Raw genomic sequence first — 15,615 nt, forward strand, 5'->3', positions numbered from 1 at the left:
TACATGCATGACGCGTCTCCGGCCTACCGCTTGATCAACGTATGTATGGCAGCAGTGGCTGCGATCCAAAGTCCTGCGCATCCCCCCGTAGCCTTTGCGCCGAAGATGATGGCTTCGGCGACCGCGTCCCCGTTGCCCAGGGCAAGCAAGGAGCCGGCAACGCCGATCAAGAGTGAGAGCAGGGTGCCAACGATGGCCCACCAGATGAGGTTTGCCTTGCTCACGCCTCGTTCCCCTCTTGAGTGATGGCCCAGCATCTGCTGTCTCTGGGCTCTGTGTAGAAGCTCATGGGAGTACGAGTAGCAGAGCGTAAGCCGTGCGCACTCAACGTTGATCAGACCCGGACGTCGTCGCGTCCTCTCTGGATGGACAGGCTCATGCTCCGGACGTGATCGGACGCGTACGGAAGCTTTGGGCAATTGAGACAAGTTGGGTATGGCGCGCACGGTGTGGCTAACGTTCACGAGTCTGACCTGTGGGACCATAGTTACTTCTCGGGCCCAGGGTGGGGTGCACCTTCCTCTGCCTCGGCCCAGCCCTCTTCCGCCCACTACGGGCACACGATCCTGAACAGGTTGGATCATGAATGGAGCCAGCCCAGGCGGCACCCGCCTAGCGTCGCTCGCGACGCGCATAAGGAAGCTGTACTACGTCGAAGCGGGACAGCCGTCATATCCGATGCTCTCCAGGGAGGCCGACCGCATCATCGCCGAGGCTGACGACGAGGAGAGTGACTGGCTGCGGCCTCTCCCACGGGCCACTGCTTGTGATCTGATCAGCGGAAAGTCCAAAAGGACTCCCGACTGGTTGCTTGTGCGCATGCTGGTAGTTGTCTGCCATCGCATCGCCACCAAGTCGAACCTCGACATTGCTCCCCAAGAGGCCCTGGTGAGAGAGTTCGGTCAGCTCTGGCGGGCAGCGAAAGCGGACGAGGAAGGTGGCTTATCCGCTCCGCAGACATACGCTGCGGTCCATGGTCGCAGCAAAGAACTCGCGGGCGATCAGGTCGCTGGTGATGTATTGGAACCGGCTCCAGGAGAGAGCCCTTCGCGCAGGACCACACCGCCCGATGAGCGCATTCCTGGTAGTTGGGGTCGGCTGGGCAGTCGGCGACTCAAGCAGGCTGAGGATGGAGATGCTCAGGCTGCCTACGAGGTAGCTGTGCTGCTGGCATGCGAGGCAATCGAGCTGGAAAGTAATGGCACACCTCCGGAGGAGGTGACGTTCTGGCGAGACAAGGCGTCTTTGTGGAAGGGGCGGGCCACGGGCAAAATCCCTGAAGCTGCCGCTCTACGACTGCAAGGTCTCCAACTGGTCAACGCGGCATACGAGCTGGCCATCACGTACAAGAAAGCGTGCAGGGCTGGTTCGAAGGACTTCTTCATTGCTGCTATGCAGGCGGAAACTTCCGTGAGCGGCCTGAATTCGACGCCTGCTAGCGCCAGTGCCGATGATCTCATTGTGGCCGATCCTCGCGATGAGGCGTGGCTGTAACAGGAAGCGTGGAACTCGTCGAGGCCAGGTGTACGGAGACGACCCGCCCGATGGACACAAAGGGCGGGTCGCTCTGCTCATCTCTCCGAGCGAGACCTTGTCCTATCTCCGACTGGCAGTCCTCGGACGGAACAGGCGGTCGTCCACGGCTTGACCGGCGCGATCGTGAAAGCCGGGCATCATGTGGGCGTACACGCGGAGGGTGAAGCCGGGGACGGCATGGCCAAGGTATTCGGCGAGTTCCTTGGCTGAGACACCGCCAGCCAGCATGACACTCGCATAGTAGTGCCGGAGTTGGTGCAGCCGCTCTCTGCGAGAGGTGGCGTAGCGGCTACGTCGACGGACGTCCTTATTCAGTGCTCGGATCACGCCCGCCGCCACCAGAGGCGGCTTCATGGCCTCGGCGGCCCAGCCGTCGTGACACGTCCCCGCCCCCGTAGAGCCGGTCAAGCCATTCCGCGTCGGGAACGTTTGTTCGTCATTTGTTTTGTTCGGCGGGCGCCACCGGCACCGAACAGGAACGCGGCGATAGACAGACAGCCGACCGCTGCACATTCCAGTTCAAGGAGGACCGACTCACATGGAGCACTCTCTTCGGCGGCGCCCCCGATCACGGACCCGACTGCGGGCTACCTGCCTGGCGCTACTCGGAGCCGCGGCCATCGCAGCCCCAGTGGCCATTGCGTCCCCGGCCAACGCCGCACCAGCCCCCGCTCGTCTCGTACTCTCTGCGACTTCCACCTTCGTCGCCTACTCGGGGGGCAGCTTCAGCGGAGACTCACAGGGCATCCAGGGCTGTGGGAGCCACACCATCAGGTACCACGGGTCCTACAAGTGGTACGCGAACGGGCAGAGCGGGCACTTGTTCAACAATTCCGATACCAGTGGCGTCCCCCACACCCGACTCGCCTCCGACGATGACGCGGAGTCCCGAAGCGGCTTCGCGTGGAGAAGCATTCTGATCGTCTGCTGATCCCTGATCCTGCCCCGAAAGGACAACCTGGCGCGACAACCCGATTCATATCGGATTGTCGCGCCATTAGCTCTGAGGTGCCCAGCAGGTTCCGGCCGGCGCGCATGTGTGCGGTCCTCTGGCGGTCACCTCATTGGTGCGTCAGCGACTCGGCGGCGGACCCCGAGGGCTGGGGATCCCGCCGTACGTCACCGGCACTCACCGAAGCCATGCCGTTAGGCAGCTCTGTCACCCAGGGTGACAGAGCTGAGCCAACGGGCGCGACAGAGCAGGCGGCGCGGCAGAGCACGTCATCGCTGGGCTTCCTCCGACCGTGGTCCTTGAGGTTGAGCGGCTCGCAGACTAACTCGCAGTCCTCGGGAGGGATGCGGTCCGCGCCGGTAGAGGCTCGTTGCATGCCAGGCCTTCGGACCTACGGGGAGTTGGGTCGCCTGCGCCTGAGACGGACGTAACCAGTATCAGAGATCACCCAGATCTACGAGGGCACCAACCAGATCCAGCATGGTGATGGCTCGACAGTTGCTGGTTCGGCCTTGTCAGGGGCCTTGAGCGCGTCGTCCACTGCGCACAGTGACCCTGGTTACGCGGCGTTCAGGCCTTGGCGGGGAGTTGCTCCAGGTCATGCGTCATGGTGCGGGAGATGTCGCTCGCTCCAGTGGGACAACGGCTGAAGCGCGGAGATCAGCTCTTCGGCGTCGGGCGTGAGGGCGTACGTGATCTGGACCGGCGTGCTGGGGATCACCGTGCGTTCGATGAGCCCGCGGGCCTGTAGTTGCTTGAGTCGCAGCGTGAGCTGCGGGTCTGAGATGCCCGGCACCATGGCGCGGTACTCCTTGAACCGGCGGGCGCCCCGGGCCCCGGCGAGCAGGATCGGTCCGGTCCAGCGGACTCCGATGATGTCGATCGCGCGCAGGATGCGGTGGCAGCTTTCCTCGTCGACCGGGGTGTCGGGCGGCTTGGTCACTTGCTCAAAGTAAGTAACTTTGGTGGCGTTTGTCAAACGCGGATCGGCGGGCGGACACTTGCCCTGACCGACGAAAAGGGAGGTCATCATGACCGCGCAAACCGCGCCAGCGACCCGGCAAGTGGACCGGGTTCTCGACAAGATGGACATCGGTCCGACCCCGATGTCCGATCACAGTGCGTTGATCATCGCGCCGGGCAACAGCGCTTGGACCGATCCATTCCTGGTGATGGGGGAGGAGCTGGTCAATCAGCCGGGGTTCGACTGGCATCCGCACCGTGGGATGGAGACCGTGACCCTGATCCTGGACGGGGCCCTGGAGCACGGCGACAGCATGGGTAACGCCGGGGTGCTCGGACCGGGGGATGTGCAGTGGATGACCGCGGGGCGGGGCATCATCCACCGTGAGGTCGCCGCCCGCTCGGAGCAGGCCCATGTGATCCAGATGTGGGTCAACCTGCCGGCGCGTCAGAAGCTCGTACCCACCCGCTATCAGGACCTGCGGGCCGGCATGCACGCCGTGCACACCGAGCCCGGTGTGCTGGTCCAGCTGATCTCGGGGGAGACCGGGACGGCGCGCGGGCTGGCGCTCAATCATTGGCCGATTCTGGGCACGCTGATCACACTCGACCCGAGGACCGAGTACCGGCAGGTGCTCGACGGGGACCAGCGCGCGTTCGCGTACGTGATCTCGGGTCGGCTGACGATCGCCGGCCGGACCGTGCACGCCGGGCAGATCGCCTGGTCCGATCCGGTGTCCCGGCCGGGCGACCCGACCACGCTGACCTTGGCCACCGGTGACGGTGACGAACAGACCAAGGTGATGCTGTTCGCCGGGCGGCCCATCGGTGAGTCCGTGTACGCCAGCGGTCCCTTCGTGATGAACACTCGCGCCGAGATCGAACAGGCGTACCGCGATTTCCACTCCGGCAAGTTCGGCAGCATCCCCCGGCACACACGCCTGCCCGCCGGTGCATGATCGGCCGGACACGCTGCTGGACCGGAAAGCAACCGCGCCTCGTCGGCCGGCCAAGGCCGGCGGGGTGCTTCGCTACCCGCTCAGATCGGTCATCGGCGCACCCGATAGCGCAGGTGAAGCACCCGGTCGCCCTGAATCACCACGTCAGGATCCTCCAACAGGTGCTGCGCGTGCACCGACCCGAAGTAACGCTTGCCGGACCCGAACACGACGGGTACGACGTCCATGCGCACCTCGTCGATCAGGCCTGCGGCCAGCACCTGGCCGCCGACGTCACCGGCGGCGACCTCGACCGTTCGCTCGCCCGCGAGCTCCTGCGCCTTGGCCACGGCTGCCTCGACGCCGTCGACGAAGTGGAACGGCGCCTCGGGGTCCCAGCCCTCGGGCATCGGCCGGTGCGACACGACGACCACGTGGTCGATCCCGCCCGGGGGCTTGCCGCCCCAGCCGTCCGTCAGGTCGAAGACGTGGCGGCCGACGACCGTCACTCCGATCTGGTCCCAGTACGCCCGGGTGTAGTCGTAGGACGTCTGCGACACCTTCACCTCGCCGCTCTCGTCCAACGGGACGTCACCGTTGGACAACCAGTCGAACAGCGGTCCGGGCTGGTCGTTCTCGTCCGCGACGAAGCCGTCCACCGACACCGAGCTGTACATGACCACCTTGCCCACAGGGCTCTCCTCTGCTTTGGGATGCCCTCAAATTAGCGTGTCGTGAGCTGTCGCTCTTGTAAGAAATCAATCGGCCGGCAGCGGCCAGCCGTCCAGCGCGTGGCCGGGATGTTCGCGCAGGAACCGCCGCCGGACTTCGACATACCGGGTCGGCGTGAGCCCGGTGAACGCCCGGAACTCGTGGCCGAAGTGGGCCTGGTCGAAGTAGCCTGCGCCACCGGCGAGGTCGCCCCAGTCGATCGGTTCGGCGGGGTTGATCGCGAACACGGTGGCGGCGAAGCGGTAGGTGCGGGCCAGCCGCTTCGGCGTGACGCCGATGAGCTCCTTGAACCGCTGTGCCAGATGAGTGCTGCTGACACCGGCTGCCACGCTCAGGTCGCCGATCGCCACCGCCCCGCTGGTCGCCGCGATGACGCTGCTCGTATGGCGGACCAGCCCCAGGCCGGCGGTCTCGCACAGCCGTCGCATCAGCTCCTCCTCGAGCAGCGTCAGCATCTCGTGCGGGCCGGCCGCCGTGGCCAGCCGGTCGCGCAGCTCAGCGGTGGCTGGGCGGCCCCAGACCTGCTCCACCGTCACCGGCCGGTCACACAGCTCGGCCGCGGGCATCGGCAGGAACGGCGCCGGCCCCCACGGCTTGAAGTGCACGCCGACGGACCGGGTCCGGAGTGGGTAGCCGAACTCGAAGGCGCGGGTGGGCATGGTGACCACGCAGCCGTCGGCGTACTCGGCCGTCTCGATGTCGGTGCCGGCGCGGATGCGGAACGGCGCCCCGAGGTTGACGATGAGCAACGCCGACGGCGCCGGCGGCAGCGTCAGCCGGGCGTACGGCGACGCGCCCTCCAGGTAGTAGAGGTCGTCGATCAGCCCGTCCAGCGGCGGTCGCGGCACTCTGGACACGTACTCCACGCGTCACAGCATCGCCGATGCGCGGGTGGACCGCCAGGTCGTCGTACGCCGTCAGTCGCGGAACCGAGGCGGGCCACGGCCTCCGCAGCGTCACCGTACGGGCGTCCCCGCCGCCCTCGTGGGGAACTCCTCGATGCCGAGCACCCGCAGCAGCTCCAGCCGCTCGCGGGTCTCGGCGTCCGCCGGGGTGAGCACCAGCAGTTGCTGTCTCTGGTCGGGCGTGATCAGGGTCTCGCAGTCCATGGTCAGGCGGCCTACTCGCGGGTGCAGCAGGGTCTTGCGGTTGGCGCGCCGGATCGCCACCTCGTGCTCGGCCCAGAGCCGGCGGAAGTCGGCGCTCGCGGTCTGCAACCGGTCGACGAGTCCGTCGACCGTGGGGTCGCCGGACCGGCGGCCGGCGGCCGCGCGCAGGTCGGCCACCATTTGGCGGGCCTGATGCTCCTGTTCCTCGGGCGGATGGACGGCGCGGGCGGCGGGCTCGGTGAACCAGCGGTACACGATGTGGCGCCGGTCGCCGGAGAAGCGGCTGTGGTCGCCCATCAGCAGGAGGGCCGCCCGGTTCTGGGCGAGGACCTCGCCCAGGTCGGACAGCACCACAGCCGGGGTGTCGCCGAGCAGGTCGAGCATGCGCGTCAGGCCGGCGCGGGCCAGGCGGGCCGCCCCGTCGGCGGGCGGCGGATGGTGGCCGGCCAGGTGGAACAGGTGGTCGCGCTCGTCGTCGGACAGGCGCAACGCCCGGGCGAGCGCGCCGAGCAACTGGGTCGACGGCTGGCTGCTGCGGCCCTGCTCAAGACGTACGACATAGTCCACCGACATGCCGGCGAGCATGGCCACCTCTTCCCGGCGCAGGCCGGCGGTGCGGCGGCGCGGGCTGTCGGCCAGGCCCACCTCGGCCGGCCGGATCGCCTCGCGGCGGCGGCGAAGGAAGTCGGCGAGCTGGTCACGGTGCATGGCTTCATCCTGTCTCGCGGCCCGTCGGCCGAGCCAGGGAGCGGCTCTCCCAGGATGAACGCTCCGCTTCCGCCCGTCCCGGCCTGGGCTCAGGGTTGGAGAGAAATGACATCGGCATCGAGGGAGAATGTGATGCAGCTACGAACCCTGGGCCGCACCGGACCGGCCGTTTCCGCGCTGGGTCTGGGTGCGATGGGTATGTCGGGCGGGTACGGCGCGGCCGACCGCGCGGAGAGTATCGCCACCGTGCACGCCGCGCTGGAGGCCGGCGTCACGCTGATCGACACCGGTGACTTCTATGCCATGGGCCACAACGAGTTGCTGCTCGCCGAGGCGCTGCGCGGCCGGGATCGCGACACCTACCAGCTGAGCGTCAAGTTCGGCCAGATGCGAGGGCCGGGCTCGGAGTTCGGCGGGCAGGACGGCCGTCCCCAGGCGGTGAAGAACTTCCTGGCCTACTCGCTGACCCGGCTGGGCACCGACCACATCGACATCTACCGTCCCGCCCGGCTGGACCGGGCGGTACCGATCGAGGAGACGGTGGGCGCGATCAAGGAGATGGTCGACGCCGGATACGTGCGGCACATCGGGCTGTCGGAGGTCGATGCGGCGACGATCCGGCGGGCGCACGCCGTGCACCCGATCGCCGACCTGCAGATCGAGTACTCGCTGATGTCCCGCGCGGTGGAGGTGGACGTTCTGCCCACGCTGCGGGAGCTCGGCATCGGCCTGACCGCGTACGGGGTGCTCGGCCGCGGCCTCATCTCCGGGCACTGGAGGGCCGGCGACACCGCCGGCCCCGGCGACATGCGTGGCCTCAGCCCGCGCTTCTCCGGCGAGAACGTGGCGCACAACCTCGCCCTGGTGGATGCGCTGCGCCGGGTCGCCGAGGCCAAGGGCTGCACCGTCGCTCAGTTGGCCATCGCCTGGGTGGCCGCGCAGGGCGAGGACATCGTGCCGCTGGCCGGCGCCCGCACCCGCGAGCGGCTGGCCGAGGCGCTGCCCGCGATGGACCTGGTCCTCACGGCGGACGATCTGGCCGAGATCGAGAAGGCGGTGCCGCCGGGCGAGGCGAAGGGTGACCGGTACCCGTCCATGTTCATGTCCGACCTCGGCGTGGGCAACTGAGCCCGGCTCTCCCATCAGGCGCCGGCGCCGCCGTCCACCGGCACGATCGCGCCGGTCACCATCGAGGCACGGTCGCTGAGCAGCCACGCGGCCACCTCGGCGACCTCGCGAGGCTCGGCCATCCGGCCGAGCGGGGTCGATGCTTTGACTTGGTCAAGGATGCCGGGGGTCGCCGCCTCCCACGCGTCCAACATCTCCGTGGCGGTGCCGCCGGGGGTGATGCCGTTCACCCGGATGCCATCACGGGCCCAGCTCACCGCGGCGGTCTCGGTGATGCTGTTGAGCGCGCGCTTCATGGCGCCGTATGCGGGGAGGGCGGGGTTGGCGCGGCGGCTGCCGATGCTGGAGGTGTTGACGATCGCCCCACCGCCGTTGCGCCGCATGAGTGCGGCCTGGGCGGTCATGGCGGTCCAGTGAGAGCGGAAGTTCACGGCGAACTGCTCGTCGATGTCCTCGTCGGTCGTCGTGTCGAGCGGGCCTGGCCGCTGGATCGCCGCGCCGTTGTTGAAGGCGCCGTCGAGTCGGCCGTGCAGCTCTTCGACGCGGTCGACCGCCGCACGGATGCCCGCCCGGTCGGCGAGGTCCAGGGCGACGGAGTCGGCGACGCCGCCGTCGGCGCGGACCTCGGTGACGATGCGGTCGAGGGCGTCGGCGCTGCGGGCGGCGAGCACGACAGCGGCGCCCTCCCGTGCGAAGAGCCGGGCGGCGGCTGCGCCGATGCCGCGGCTGGCGCCGGTGATGAACACGACCTTGCCGGTGAGCAGGCCGATGGGTGCGATGTCGATGTCGTTGGTCATGACGACAGTGTCAGGCCGGCCTCCAGGCCGGATGCAGGCACAGGCAGTACCAGGATGCGCCGCCGTGTGGCGTGCAGACTGGGGGTATGGACAAACAGGAGCTGGGGGCGTTCCTCCGTAGCCGTCGCGAGCGGCTCCGGCCGGAGGACGTCGGCCTCCCCTCGGGCCCGCGACGCCGGACACCGGGCCTTCGCCGGGAGGAGGTGGCGGTCCTCGCGCACATCTCCACGGAGTATTACGTCCGGCTCGAGCAGGGCAGGGCGCCGCGCCCGTCAGGCGGGGTCCTCGCCGGGATCGGAGGCGCCCTGCGGCTCACGGATGCCGAGGCCGATCACCTCCACGTCCTCGCGGGCACCGCGCCGAGCCGTACCGGACTGCACCGGCGCGACGTCCGCCCGAGTATCCTCGCGCTCCTCGAACGGCTGCCGCAGTCGGCCGCCATCGTGGTGTCCGCCGCGTTCGAGGTGCTCGCGTGGAACGATCTCGCGGCCGCGCTCATGGAGAACTTCGCTGAGCTCGCCCCGGAGGACCGCAATCTCGCGCGCCGGGCATTCCTCGCGCCGGCCCGCGCCGACGCCACGCTGTACGGGATCTCCGACGCCGCGCAGTTCCGGCATAACGTCGTCATGGAGCTCCGGCTCGCCCTCGCCCGGTACCCGTCCGACCCCGCGGTGACCGAACTCGTCGACGAGCTCCGTGACGGCAGCCCCGAGTTCGCCCGGCTCTGGGAACGGCACGACGTGCAGCCTGCGCCGATGCTCACGAAGACTTTCCGTCACCCGCTCGTCGGGGAGATCACCGTCGACTGTGACGCGCTCACGCTCACGGACCGCGACCAGCGCCTCGTGCTCTACAGCGCGCCGCCAGGATCCCATGACGCCGAGGCCCTGGCTCTTCTGAACGTCCTTGGCGCCGAGGCCGGTGATTATCTGCGGTAGCAGTCGCGCATCACCTGCGGGCTCGGCGTTCGATGCGGGTCCGGGCGATGAGGCTCATGAGCGCGAGGAGGACGGTCAGTGCCGTCGTCGGTGATGACGACGGCGCCCGACGGCGCGTCCAGCAGCTCAACCGTGCGGTCGGCGGCGCGGTCGATCTGGACGCGAGGCTCAGCGGGTCAGGCGTTGTAGCCCCCGTGGGCGTCCAGCACCGCGCCCGTGACGTACGACGCGGCGGGGCTCGCCAGGAAGGCGATCGCCGCGGCGATCTCGTCGGGGTGGCCCATGCGCTGCAGGGACAGGGAGCCGAGCAGGGCCTTGAGCGTCTCAGGGTCCGGCGGCTCCATCCCGCTCTCCATCAGCCCGGCCTCCACCACGTTGGCCGTGATGTTCCGGGGCCCGAGGTCCCGCGCGACGCCCATCGTGTACCTCTCGACCCCTGCCTTGGTCGCCGAGTAGTCGGCAAGGCCGGGGAGACCGACCCTGGAGCCCAGGCCGGAACTCACCGTGATGACACGGCCGCCCTCGCGCAGAACCCGGGAGGCGGCCCGGATGACGGCGATCACACCGAGGTAGTTGGTGGCGTGCATCCGGTCCAGCGCGGCAGTGTCAGCGTCCGGGTCGTCCACCGTGCGGCCCCCCGTCGAGATCGCCGCGTTGTTGACGAGGATGTCCAGACCGCCGAAGTGCGCGACCACCTCGTCGATCAGTATCGGCGCCCGGCTCATGTCCGCCTGGTCGGACTTGAAGGCGACGGCCTTGGCCCCCTTGCCGCGCACCTCGTCGACGACGGCCTGCGCCAGTTCGTCGGAGCTGACGTAGGTGAACGCGACGTCGGCGCCCTGCTCGGCCAGCAGTCGTACGGTCGCGGCTCCCAGTCCTCGGGACCCGCCGGTGACCAGGGCGACCTTGCCTGTGAGCGGCTTGTCCATTGTTCCCACCTCACTGATCGGTTCGTTCCTTCAGTCGTAACACTAATAGTTACAACACTCCCATTGCAACATTTATTGTTACGACAGAGCTGTCGTAACATGGACTGTTACGGCGAGAGGAGGGGTTCGTGAGCGCCAACAGCAGGTTGACCATCGCCGCCCACGCGCTGGCCTGGATCAGCCTCTACCAGCGCCAGGGCCATGAGGTCGCCACGTCCGAGCAGATCGCGACCAGCGCGAACACCAATCCCGTGGTGATCAGGCGGCTGCTGGGCGAACTGCGCAAGGCGGGGCTCGTGGAGTCCCGGCGGGGCGTGGGCGCGGGCTGGTCGCTGGCGCGAGAGCTGGAGTCGATGACCCTGCTCGACGTGTACGAGGCGGTCGAACCCGGCCCGCTGTTCGCGATGCACCGCGCCACCCCCGACCAGGGGTGCGTGGTGGGGTACGGCATCCAGCCGGCGATGCAGGGCATCTACCAGGGCATCGAGGAGACCCTGAGGCGCGAGCTCGCCCGCGTCACGCTGGAGGACGTGCTCAGCGACGTCCTCGCGGCGCCTCGCCGGCCCGACACCTCACCACAAGAGGCCGGCGAGCAGGAGCGGGTGTGAGCCGTACGCGACCGGTGCCTAGCGAATCGGGAACTTGTGGTCTGGGCCCTGGGATCGGGACGGGACTTCTTCGATCCGCAGGTCGGAGAAGACGAGGGTGAGGTCGTGCGCGTTCGTTTCGATCCGGACTTCGTGGAAGGTCGAAGATGTCGTCGAGGGCCTGTTGCAGCTTCACCGGGTCCATGAGCCTGGTTCTCCGTGACCGGTGCCCGGCTTGTCCCGGCTCCAGATCTGGGTGGCTCGTGGGAGGTCTCTGATGTCGCCGCCTTCCGGGATCATGCCCCAGAGGAAGGGGATCAGGTACTCAGGTGGTCCGTCCAGGAGGTCGGCCAGTTCGTCCTCGGTGATGGTGAGGGTGAATCCGGGGCCCCGGCGGCTCGACCGCCAGCCCTGTGCCAGGGCTTGCCGGATGCATCCGGCGACGAGGACGGGACGGACCGCGATCGTTCGCTTTCCCAGCCAGTTGTCCGGCCGGGCGCAGGGGAGCGACACCACGAGGGCGCTCGCCGGCTCCTCGGCCCGCTCGGCGACGAAGGTGAGCGGGCTCCAGCTGCGGTCCTCGCTGTAGGTCGGCCGGTGGCTGACACGCCAGCGGAAGGCGGCGCCGTCGACGGTGATGAGCCGGGAGCCCTTCTTGGGCATCGCCACGGTCGCCTCCGAGCTGGTGGACGTACAGAATCAGCGAGAAGCGTAGCCCCTGCTCAGCACGATGATCGAACCGTTTTCGCCGGCGCGGGCGCGGCCGGCCCACTGGCTATCGGACGATGGTCGGGAGGCGGTGTGACCAGCGCTTGTCGCCTGTCGCTCGGATGACGAACCGAGCGAGGTCGATCCTGGGGATGCTGGTGCCTCCCTCCGGGTTCGCGCCGTCCAGGACCCGGTAGGTCCCGGCCGGAGGCTCGTCGACGATGCGGCCCGGCCGCACGAAGGTCCAGTCCAGTGGGCTGTCACGCACGATGTCCTCCATGAGGCGCATGTCGCCGTACAGCTCGTTCATCACGGTACGGGCCACGACGCGGTACCACAGCGGGTGGTTCGGGTCGTCTCGGCGTGCGCCGCTGGAGGAGAGGGCGACGAGCCGTCGGACGCCGCAGGCGCGCATGGCGGTGACGAGGGTACGGGCGCCTTCGGAGTACAGCTTGTCGGCGTGCCGGCCGCGAGGGCCGATGGCGGAGATGACGGAGTCGTGGCCGGTGACGGCGGAGCGTACGGCGCCGAGGTCGCGGATGTCCGCCCGGGTGACGGCGAGCGGTGCGTCGCGCAGCTCGCCGGGGACCGCACGGAAGGCGCTGGGGTCGCGCACGGCGGCGGTGACGCCGTGCCCCGCGCGCAGCGCCTCCTGGACGATCAGGTGGCCTGTCGCGCCGTTGGCGCCGAACACGACGAGGGAGCTCATCGGTTGTTTCCTTCCGCGATGGGCGAGCGTGGGATGAGGGGCACGAGAGCGGCGGAGACGAGGCAGGAGGCGACCGCGAGGAGGAGGCCGGCGGTCAGGCCGCCGCTGTCGCCGAGTGCGAAGTAGAGGGTTCCGGCCGCGGCCACTCCCAGGGCCGTGGCGAGCTGCTGTACGGCGTTGAGACTGCCGGAGGCGCTGCCGATCTCGTGGGGGTCGGCGGTGGTGAGAATCACCTGGATGAGAGGGCCGAAGAGCAGGCCGAGACCCAGGCCGACCACGAGCAGCGGCGGCGCGGACGCCCAGGCCGGAGCGGACGGCTGAGCGATGACGAGCATGGCGAGCAGTCCGAGGGTTTCGACCGCGAGTCCCAGGTGCAGACTCGACCGTCCCATCTTCGCCTTCAGGGCCGGGGCGGCGAGTGAGCCGAGCATGATGCCGGCGGCGACCGGCGACAGCGCCAAGGCCGCCTTCAGCGCGGTGTGGCCGAGCCCGATCTGCAGGTGCAGGGAGAGGACCAGCAGCAGTCCGCCCAGGCCGGTGAAGAACACGACCGCCACGGTCAGCCCGCCGACGAAGGGCCGCTTGGCCAGCAGGCTCGGGACCAGGATCGGTGCGGGACTCGTCCGCTGACGCCGGCCGAGCATGACGAACGCGAGTACGCCCGCGGCGAGCAGGACGAAACTCCACCACGGCCAACCGGCCTCGCGCCCCTGGATGAGCGGATGGACCAGGAGGGCCGATCCCGCGGTCACCAGTGTGACGCCCACGGGGTCGATCCGGGCGTCAGGACTGCCCGGATCCGCGGGCATCCAGCGCAGCGCGCCGGCCACGGTCAGCAGGCCGAGCGGCACATTGATCAGGAAGATCAGCCGCCAGTCCAGCCCGCCCAGGTTCAGGCTGATCAAGCCGCCCGCCAGGATCGGCCCGCCTATCCCGGCCAGGCCCATCACCGGCCCGAACAGGGCGAAGGCGCGACCGCGCTCCGGTTCCGCGAAGACGGAGGTGAGGATGCCGAAACCCTGCGGGATCATCAGGGCGCCCAGAGCGCCCTGCGCGATCCTGGCCATGACCAGCATGGACGGATCCACGGCCAGCGCGCACGCGGCCGACGCGAGGGTGAATCCGCAGGCTCCGATGAGGAACAGCCTTCTTCGGCCCCAGCGGTCGCCGAGCCGTCCGCCGACCACGAGCAGCACGCCGAAGGCGAGGGTGTAGCCGGCGGCGTACCACTGCAGGGTGGTCTCGCTGCCGCCCAGGCCGGCCCGCACGGAAGGCGCCGCGACGTGCATGACGGTGGCGTCGAGCAGGTCCATCACCCCCGCGAGCAGGACGATGGCCAGCACCCGCCACCGCCGGCGGTGCGCCACAGGTTGTCGTACGTCGATCACGCCTACCTCCTGGTGAACAGCGTTCGTAGCGAACACCGTACGCCAAGAACAGCGTTCTTAGCGAACTTTGTTCGTCAAGGTAGGGTGGGCGCATGCGAGGAAGTCCAAGAACGCGTCCCGCGAAGCCGGCTCTGAGCCGGGATTCGATCATCGCCGCGGCTCTCGACCTGGTCGACGAGTTCGGGTCGGACGCCGTGACCATGCGTCGGGTCGCGACGGCCGTGGACACATCGCCCGGGGCGCTCTACGTCTACGTCTCCGACCGCCGTGAGCTGATGGCGCTCGTGCACGATCGCGCGGTGGCCGACGTGGAGCTGCCCACCGACGCCGACGGTCCTTGGCGGACCCGCCTTGAGCTGCTCGTCCAGCGGACGGTGGACGCGCTGGCGGCCCACGCGGACATCGCCGCCGTCGGCCTGACGGATCTCGCCCCCGGCCCCCACTCCCTGCGCATCATCGAGGAGATCCTGCGACTGCTGCGGATGGGCGGCGTCGACGACAAGGCGTGCGCCTGGGCCGTCGACCTGTTCGGGCAGTACATCGCCTCATCGGCGCTGGAGGGCGGCAGGCGGTCCCGCGCCGCACCGCCGCACCACGGAGTCTCCGCCGCCGACCACCCGACCATGCGTGCCCTCGCGCCCCTGCTGACCAGCGGTGACCCCGCGGCCAGGGCGGCCTGGAAACTGCGGGTCCTGGTCGACGGGATTCTGGCCCAGCCCCCATCGGGCGAGCTCCAAGCGGTCTGAATATCGCCGTCGCGGATGGGGATGACGCTGGGCATGATCCTCCTGAGACGGGCAGCGCACATCGGCTTACTCACGCTCGTGGTCATCCCGATCACCGCGGCCATCGCCGCCCCACCGGCGGCGGCCGAGCCTCGTAAGCGCTCGCAGGCCGAGGCGCGGCGCACGCTGGCGCAGCTCAAGGTCGCCAGGGCGTTGTCCATCCGGGGCTACAGCCGCAAGAGGTTCCAGCCCCGGTGGGCACCGTACAAGGGCACCTGCGACACGCGGGAGACGGTCCTGGCTCGCGACGGGCGGCGCGTGCGCCGGAACGCGGCCTGCCACCCGGTCAAGGGGAGCTGGTACAGCCCGTACGACGGCAAGCGGCTGAAGAGCGAGAAGCGTGTGGACGTCGACCACGTGGTGCCGCTCGCGTACGCGTGGCGGTCGGGCGCCAAGCGGTGGAGCCAGGCCAAGCGGCGTGCCTTCGCCAACGACCTCACCCGTCCCGAACTGCTCACCGTCAGCCACTCCGCCAACATCGCCAAAGGCGGCCAGGGCCCGCAGAGCTGGCGTCCGCAGCGGCGCGCCCACTGGTGCCGGTACGCGAGCTCATGGATCACCGTGAAACGCCACTACCGGCTCTTCGTGACCCGGAAGGAGAAGGTGGCCTTGCTCAACATGCTGCGCACCTGCTGATAGGCGAACAATCCTGATGTTCCGGACGTCAGACTGACACGCGACCCGTGATCAGCCGGCGTAAGGAGCGTG

The 15,615-nt window shown here is 69.0% G+C and carries 19 protein-coding genes and 1 pseudogene; 8 read left to right on the top strand and 12 right to left on the bottom strand.

Features of this window, described 5'->3' with window-relative positions; all coding sequences use genetic code 11:
• Nucleotides 1-23: 23 nt before the first annotated feature.
• Nucleotides 24-224 (bottom strand): hypothetical protein, encoded by a 201-nt coding sequence (locus ACTMTF_RS19290; protein ID WP_441111921.1) that lies wholly within the window; start codon nt 222-224, stop codon nt 24-26.
• 358 nt (nt 225-582) lie between these two features.
• Here ACTMTF_RS19290 and ACTMTF_RS19295 point away from each other — a divergent pair, with 358 nt between their 5' ends.
• Entirely contained in the window at nt 583-1,494 is a 912-nt protein-coding gene (locus ACTMTF_RS19295; RefSeq protein ID WP_441111922.1) for a hypothetical protein, read from the top strand.
• Between the two features lie 102 nt (nt 1,495-1,596).
• Here ACTMTF_RS19295 and ACTMTF_RS19300 read toward each other — a convergent pair whose 3' ends face one another.
• Nucleotides 1,597-2,049, bottom strand: coding sequence for a tyrosine-type recombinase/integrase (locus ACTMTF_RS19300; protein ID WP_441111923.1), 453 nt, complete (start codon nt 2,047-2,049; stop codon nt 1,597-1,599).
• Nucleotides 2,050-2,074: 25 nt separating this feature from the next.
• Between ACTMTF_RS19300 and ACTMTF_RS19305 the strand changes: the two genes are divergently transcribed.
• Entirely contained in the window at nt 2,075-2,467 is a 393-nt protein-coding gene (locus ACTMTF_RS19305) for a MiAMP1 family antimicrobial peptide (protein WP_441111924.1), read from the top strand.
• Nucleotides 2,468-3,086: 619 nt separating this feature from the next.
• Here ACTMTF_RS19305 and ACTMTF_RS19310 read toward each other — a convergent pair.
• A complete protein-coding gene (locus ACTMTF_RS19310) occupies nt 3,087-3,431 on the bottom strand; it encodes a winged helix-turn-helix transcriptional regulator (RefSeq protein ID WP_397008373.1) in 345 nt (114 codons plus the stop codon).
• 88 nt (nt 3,432-3,519) lie between these two features.
• Between ACTMTF_RS19310 and ACTMTF_RS19315 the strand changes: the two genes are divergently transcribed.
• A complete protein-coding gene (locus tag ACTMTF_RS19315) occupies nt 3,520-4,410 on the top strand; it encodes a pirin family protein (RefSeq protein ID WP_441111925.1) in 891 nt (296 codons plus the stop codon).
• 89 nt (nt 4,411-4,499) lie between these two features.
• On the opposite strand, the gene ACTMTF_RS19320 is transcribed toward ACTMTF_RS19315, so the two are convergent.
• The 3 genes from ACTMTF_RS19320 to ACTMTF_RS19330 form a co-directional block, all read right to left on the bottom strand.
• Nucleotides 4,500-5,081: a dihydrofolate reductase family protein gene (locus tag ACTMTF_RS19320; protein ID WP_441111926.1), complete on the bottom strand. Its 582-nt coding sequence runs from the start codon at nt 5,079-5,081 to the stop codon at nt 4,500-4,502.
• Between the two features lie 66 nt (nt 5,082-5,147).
• Nucleotides 5,148-5,987 (bottom strand): helix-turn-helix domain-containing protein, encoded by an 840-nt coding sequence (locus tag ACTMTF_RS19325; RefSeq protein WP_441111927.1) that lies wholly within the window; start codon nt 5,985-5,987, stop codon nt 5,148-5,150.
• Nucleotides 5,988-6,077: 90 nt separating this feature from the next.
• Entirely contained in the window at nt 6,078-6,938 is an 861-nt protein-coding gene (locus ACTMTF_RS19330; RefSeq protein ID WP_441111928.1) for a helix-turn-helix transcriptional regulator, read from the bottom strand.
• A gap of 132 nt (nt 6,939-7,070) precedes the next feature.
• On the opposite strand from ACTMTF_RS19330, the gene ACTMTF_RS19335 reads away from it, so the two are divergent.
• Nucleotides 7,071-8,066 (top strand): aldo/keto reductase, encoded by a 996-nt coding sequence (locus ACTMTF_RS19335; RefSeq protein ID WP_441111929.1) that lies wholly within the window; start codon nt 7,071-7,073, stop codon nt 8,064-8,066.
• Nucleotides 8,067-8,080: 14 nt separating this feature from the next.
• Here the strand turns inward: ACTMTF_RS19335 and ACTMTF_RS19340 are convergent, their stop codons facing one another.
• Entirely contained in the window at nt 8,081-8,863 is a 783-nt protein-coding gene (locus ACTMTF_RS19340; RefSeq protein ID WP_441111930.1) for an SDR family NAD(P)-dependent oxidoreductase, read from the bottom strand.
• Between the two features lie 86 nt (nt 8,864-8,949).
• Between ACTMTF_RS19340 and ACTMTF_RS19345 the strand changes: the two genes are divergently transcribed.
• Nucleotides 8,950-9,801, top strand: coding sequence for a helix-turn-helix transcriptional regulator (locus ACTMTF_RS19345; protein ID WP_441111931.1), 852 nt, complete (start codon nt 8,950-8,952; stop codon nt 9,799-9,801).
• Nucleotides 9,802-9,977: 176 nt separating this feature from the next.
• Here the strand turns inward: ACTMTF_RS19345 and ACTMTF_RS19350 are convergent, their stop codons facing one another.
• A complete protein-coding gene (locus ACTMTF_RS19350; RefSeq protein WP_441111932.1) occupies nt 9,978-10,730 on the bottom strand; it encodes an SDR family NAD(P)-dependent oxidoreductase in 753 nt (250 codons plus the stop codon).
• Nucleotides 10,731-10,858: 128 nt separating this feature from the next.
• Here ACTMTF_RS19350 and ACTMTF_RS19355 point away from each other — a divergent pair, with 128 nt between their 5' ends.
• On the top strand, nt 10,859-11,338 hold the full coding sequence (locus tag ACTMTF_RS19355; protein ID WP_441111933.1) for an Rrf2 family transcriptional regulator: 480 nt from the start codon (nt 10,859-10,861) through the stop codon (nt 11,336-11,338).
• An 18-nt stretch (nt 11,339-11,356) separates the two neighbouring features.
• Here ACTMTF_RS19355 and ACTMTF_RS19360 read toward each other — a convergent pair.
• The 4 genes and pseudogenes from ACTMTF_RS19360 to ACTMTF_RS19375 form a co-directional block, all read right to left on the bottom strand.
• A pseudogene (locus tag ACTMTF_RS19360) lies at nt 11,357-11,467 on the bottom strand (YxiG-like protein); the annotation flags it as partial.
• A gap of 42 nt (nt 11,468-11,509) precedes the next feature.
• Entirely contained in the window at nt 11,510-11,986 is a 477-nt protein-coding gene (locus ACTMTF_RS19365) for a hypothetical protein (RefSeq protein ID WP_441111934.1), read from the bottom strand.
• A 106-nt stretch (nt 11,987-12,092) separates the two neighbouring features.
• Nucleotides 12,093-12,734: an NAD(P)-dependent oxidoreductase gene (locus tag ACTMTF_RS19370; RefSeq protein WP_441111935.1), complete on the bottom strand. Its 642-nt coding sequence runs from the start codon at nt 12,732-12,734 to the stop codon at nt 12,093-12,095.
• On the bottom strand, nt 12,731-14,122 hold the full coding sequence (locus ACTMTF_RS19375) for an MFS transporter (RefSeq protein WP_441111936.1): 1,392 nt from the start codon (nt 14,120-14,122) through the stop codon (nt 12,731-12,733). Before ACTMTF_RS19375 ends, ACTMTF_RS19370 begins: the two co-directional genes overlap by 4 nt.
• A gap of 92 nt (nt 14,123-14,214) precedes the next feature.
• Between ACTMTF_RS19375 and ACTMTF_RS19380 the strand changes: the two genes are divergently transcribed.
• On the top strand, nt 14,215-14,868 hold the full coding sequence (locus ACTMTF_RS19380; protein WP_441111937.1) for a TetR/AcrR family transcriptional regulator: 654 nt from the start codon (nt 14,215-14,217) through the stop codon (nt 14,866-14,868).
• A 33-nt stretch (nt 14,869-14,901) separates the two neighbouring features.
• Nucleotides 14,902-15,543, top strand: a complete 642-nt coding sequence (locus ACTMTF_RS19385; protein ID WP_441111938.1) for an HNH endonuclease family protein — start codon at nt 14,902-14,904, stop codon at nt 15,541-15,543.
• The last annotated feature ends 72 nt before the right edge of the window (nt 15,544-15,615 follow it).

The sequence above is a fragment of the Nonomuraea sp. ZG12 genome (assembly GCF_052068115.1).
Taxonomy (GTDB): domain Bacteria; phylum Actinomycetota; class Actinomycetes; order Streptosporangiales; family Streptosporangiaceae; genus Nonomuraea.

Excerpts from the sequence above, each read along its gene's own strand:
- ACTMTF_RS19295 (WP_441111922.1), top strand. The coding sequence starts at position 583 with ATGAATGGAGCCAGCCCAGGCGGCACCCGCCTAGCGTCGCTCGCGACG.
- ACTMTF_RS19300 (WP_441111923.1), bottom strand. The coding sequence starts at position 2,049 with ATGTGCAGCGGTCGGCTGTCTGTCTATCGCCGCGTTCCTGTTCGGTGC.
- ACTMTF_RS19305 (WP_441111924.1), top strand. The coding sequence starts at position 2,075 with ATGGAGCACTCTCTTCGGCGGCGCCCCCGATCACGGACCCGACTGCGG.
- ACTMTF_RS19315 (WP_441111925.1), top strand. The coding sequence starts at position 3,520 with ATGACCGCGCAAACCGCGCCAGCGACCCGGCAAGTGGACCGGGTTCTC.
- ACTMTF_RS19330 (WP_441111928.1), bottom strand. The coding sequence starts at position 6,938 with ATGCACCGTGACCAGCTCGCCGACTTCCTTCGCCGCCGCCGCGAGGCG.
- ACTMTF_RS19335 (WP_441111929.1), top strand. The coding sequence starts at position 7,071 with ATGCAGCTACGAACCCTGGGCCGCACCGGACCGGCCGTTTCCGCGCTG.
- ACTMTF_RS19340 (WP_441111930.1), bottom strand. The coding sequence starts at position 8,863 with ATGACCAACGACATCGACATCGCACCCATCGGCCTGCTCACCGGCAAG.
- ACTMTF_RS19345 (WP_441111931.1), top strand. The coding sequence starts at position 8,950 with ATGGACAAACAGGAGCTGGGGGCGTTCCTCCGTAGCCGTCGCGAGCGG.
- ACTMTF_RS19350 (WP_441111932.1), bottom strand. The coding sequence starts at position 10,730 with ATGGACAAGCCGCTCACAGGCAAGGTCGCCCTGGTCACCGGCGGGTCC.
- ACTMTF_RS19370 (WP_441111935.1), bottom strand. The coding sequence starts at position 12,734 with ATGAGCTCCCTCGTCGTGTTCGGCGCCAACGGCGCGACAGGCCACCTG.
- ACTMTF_RS19380 (WP_441111937.1), top strand. The coding sequence starts at position 14,215 with ATGCGAGGAAGTCCAAGAACGCGTCCCGCGAAGCCGGCTCTGAGCCGG.
- ACTMTF_RS19385 (WP_441111938.1), top strand. The coding sequence starts at position 14,902 with ATGATCCTCCTGAGACGGGCAGCGCACATCGGCTTACTCACGCTCGTG.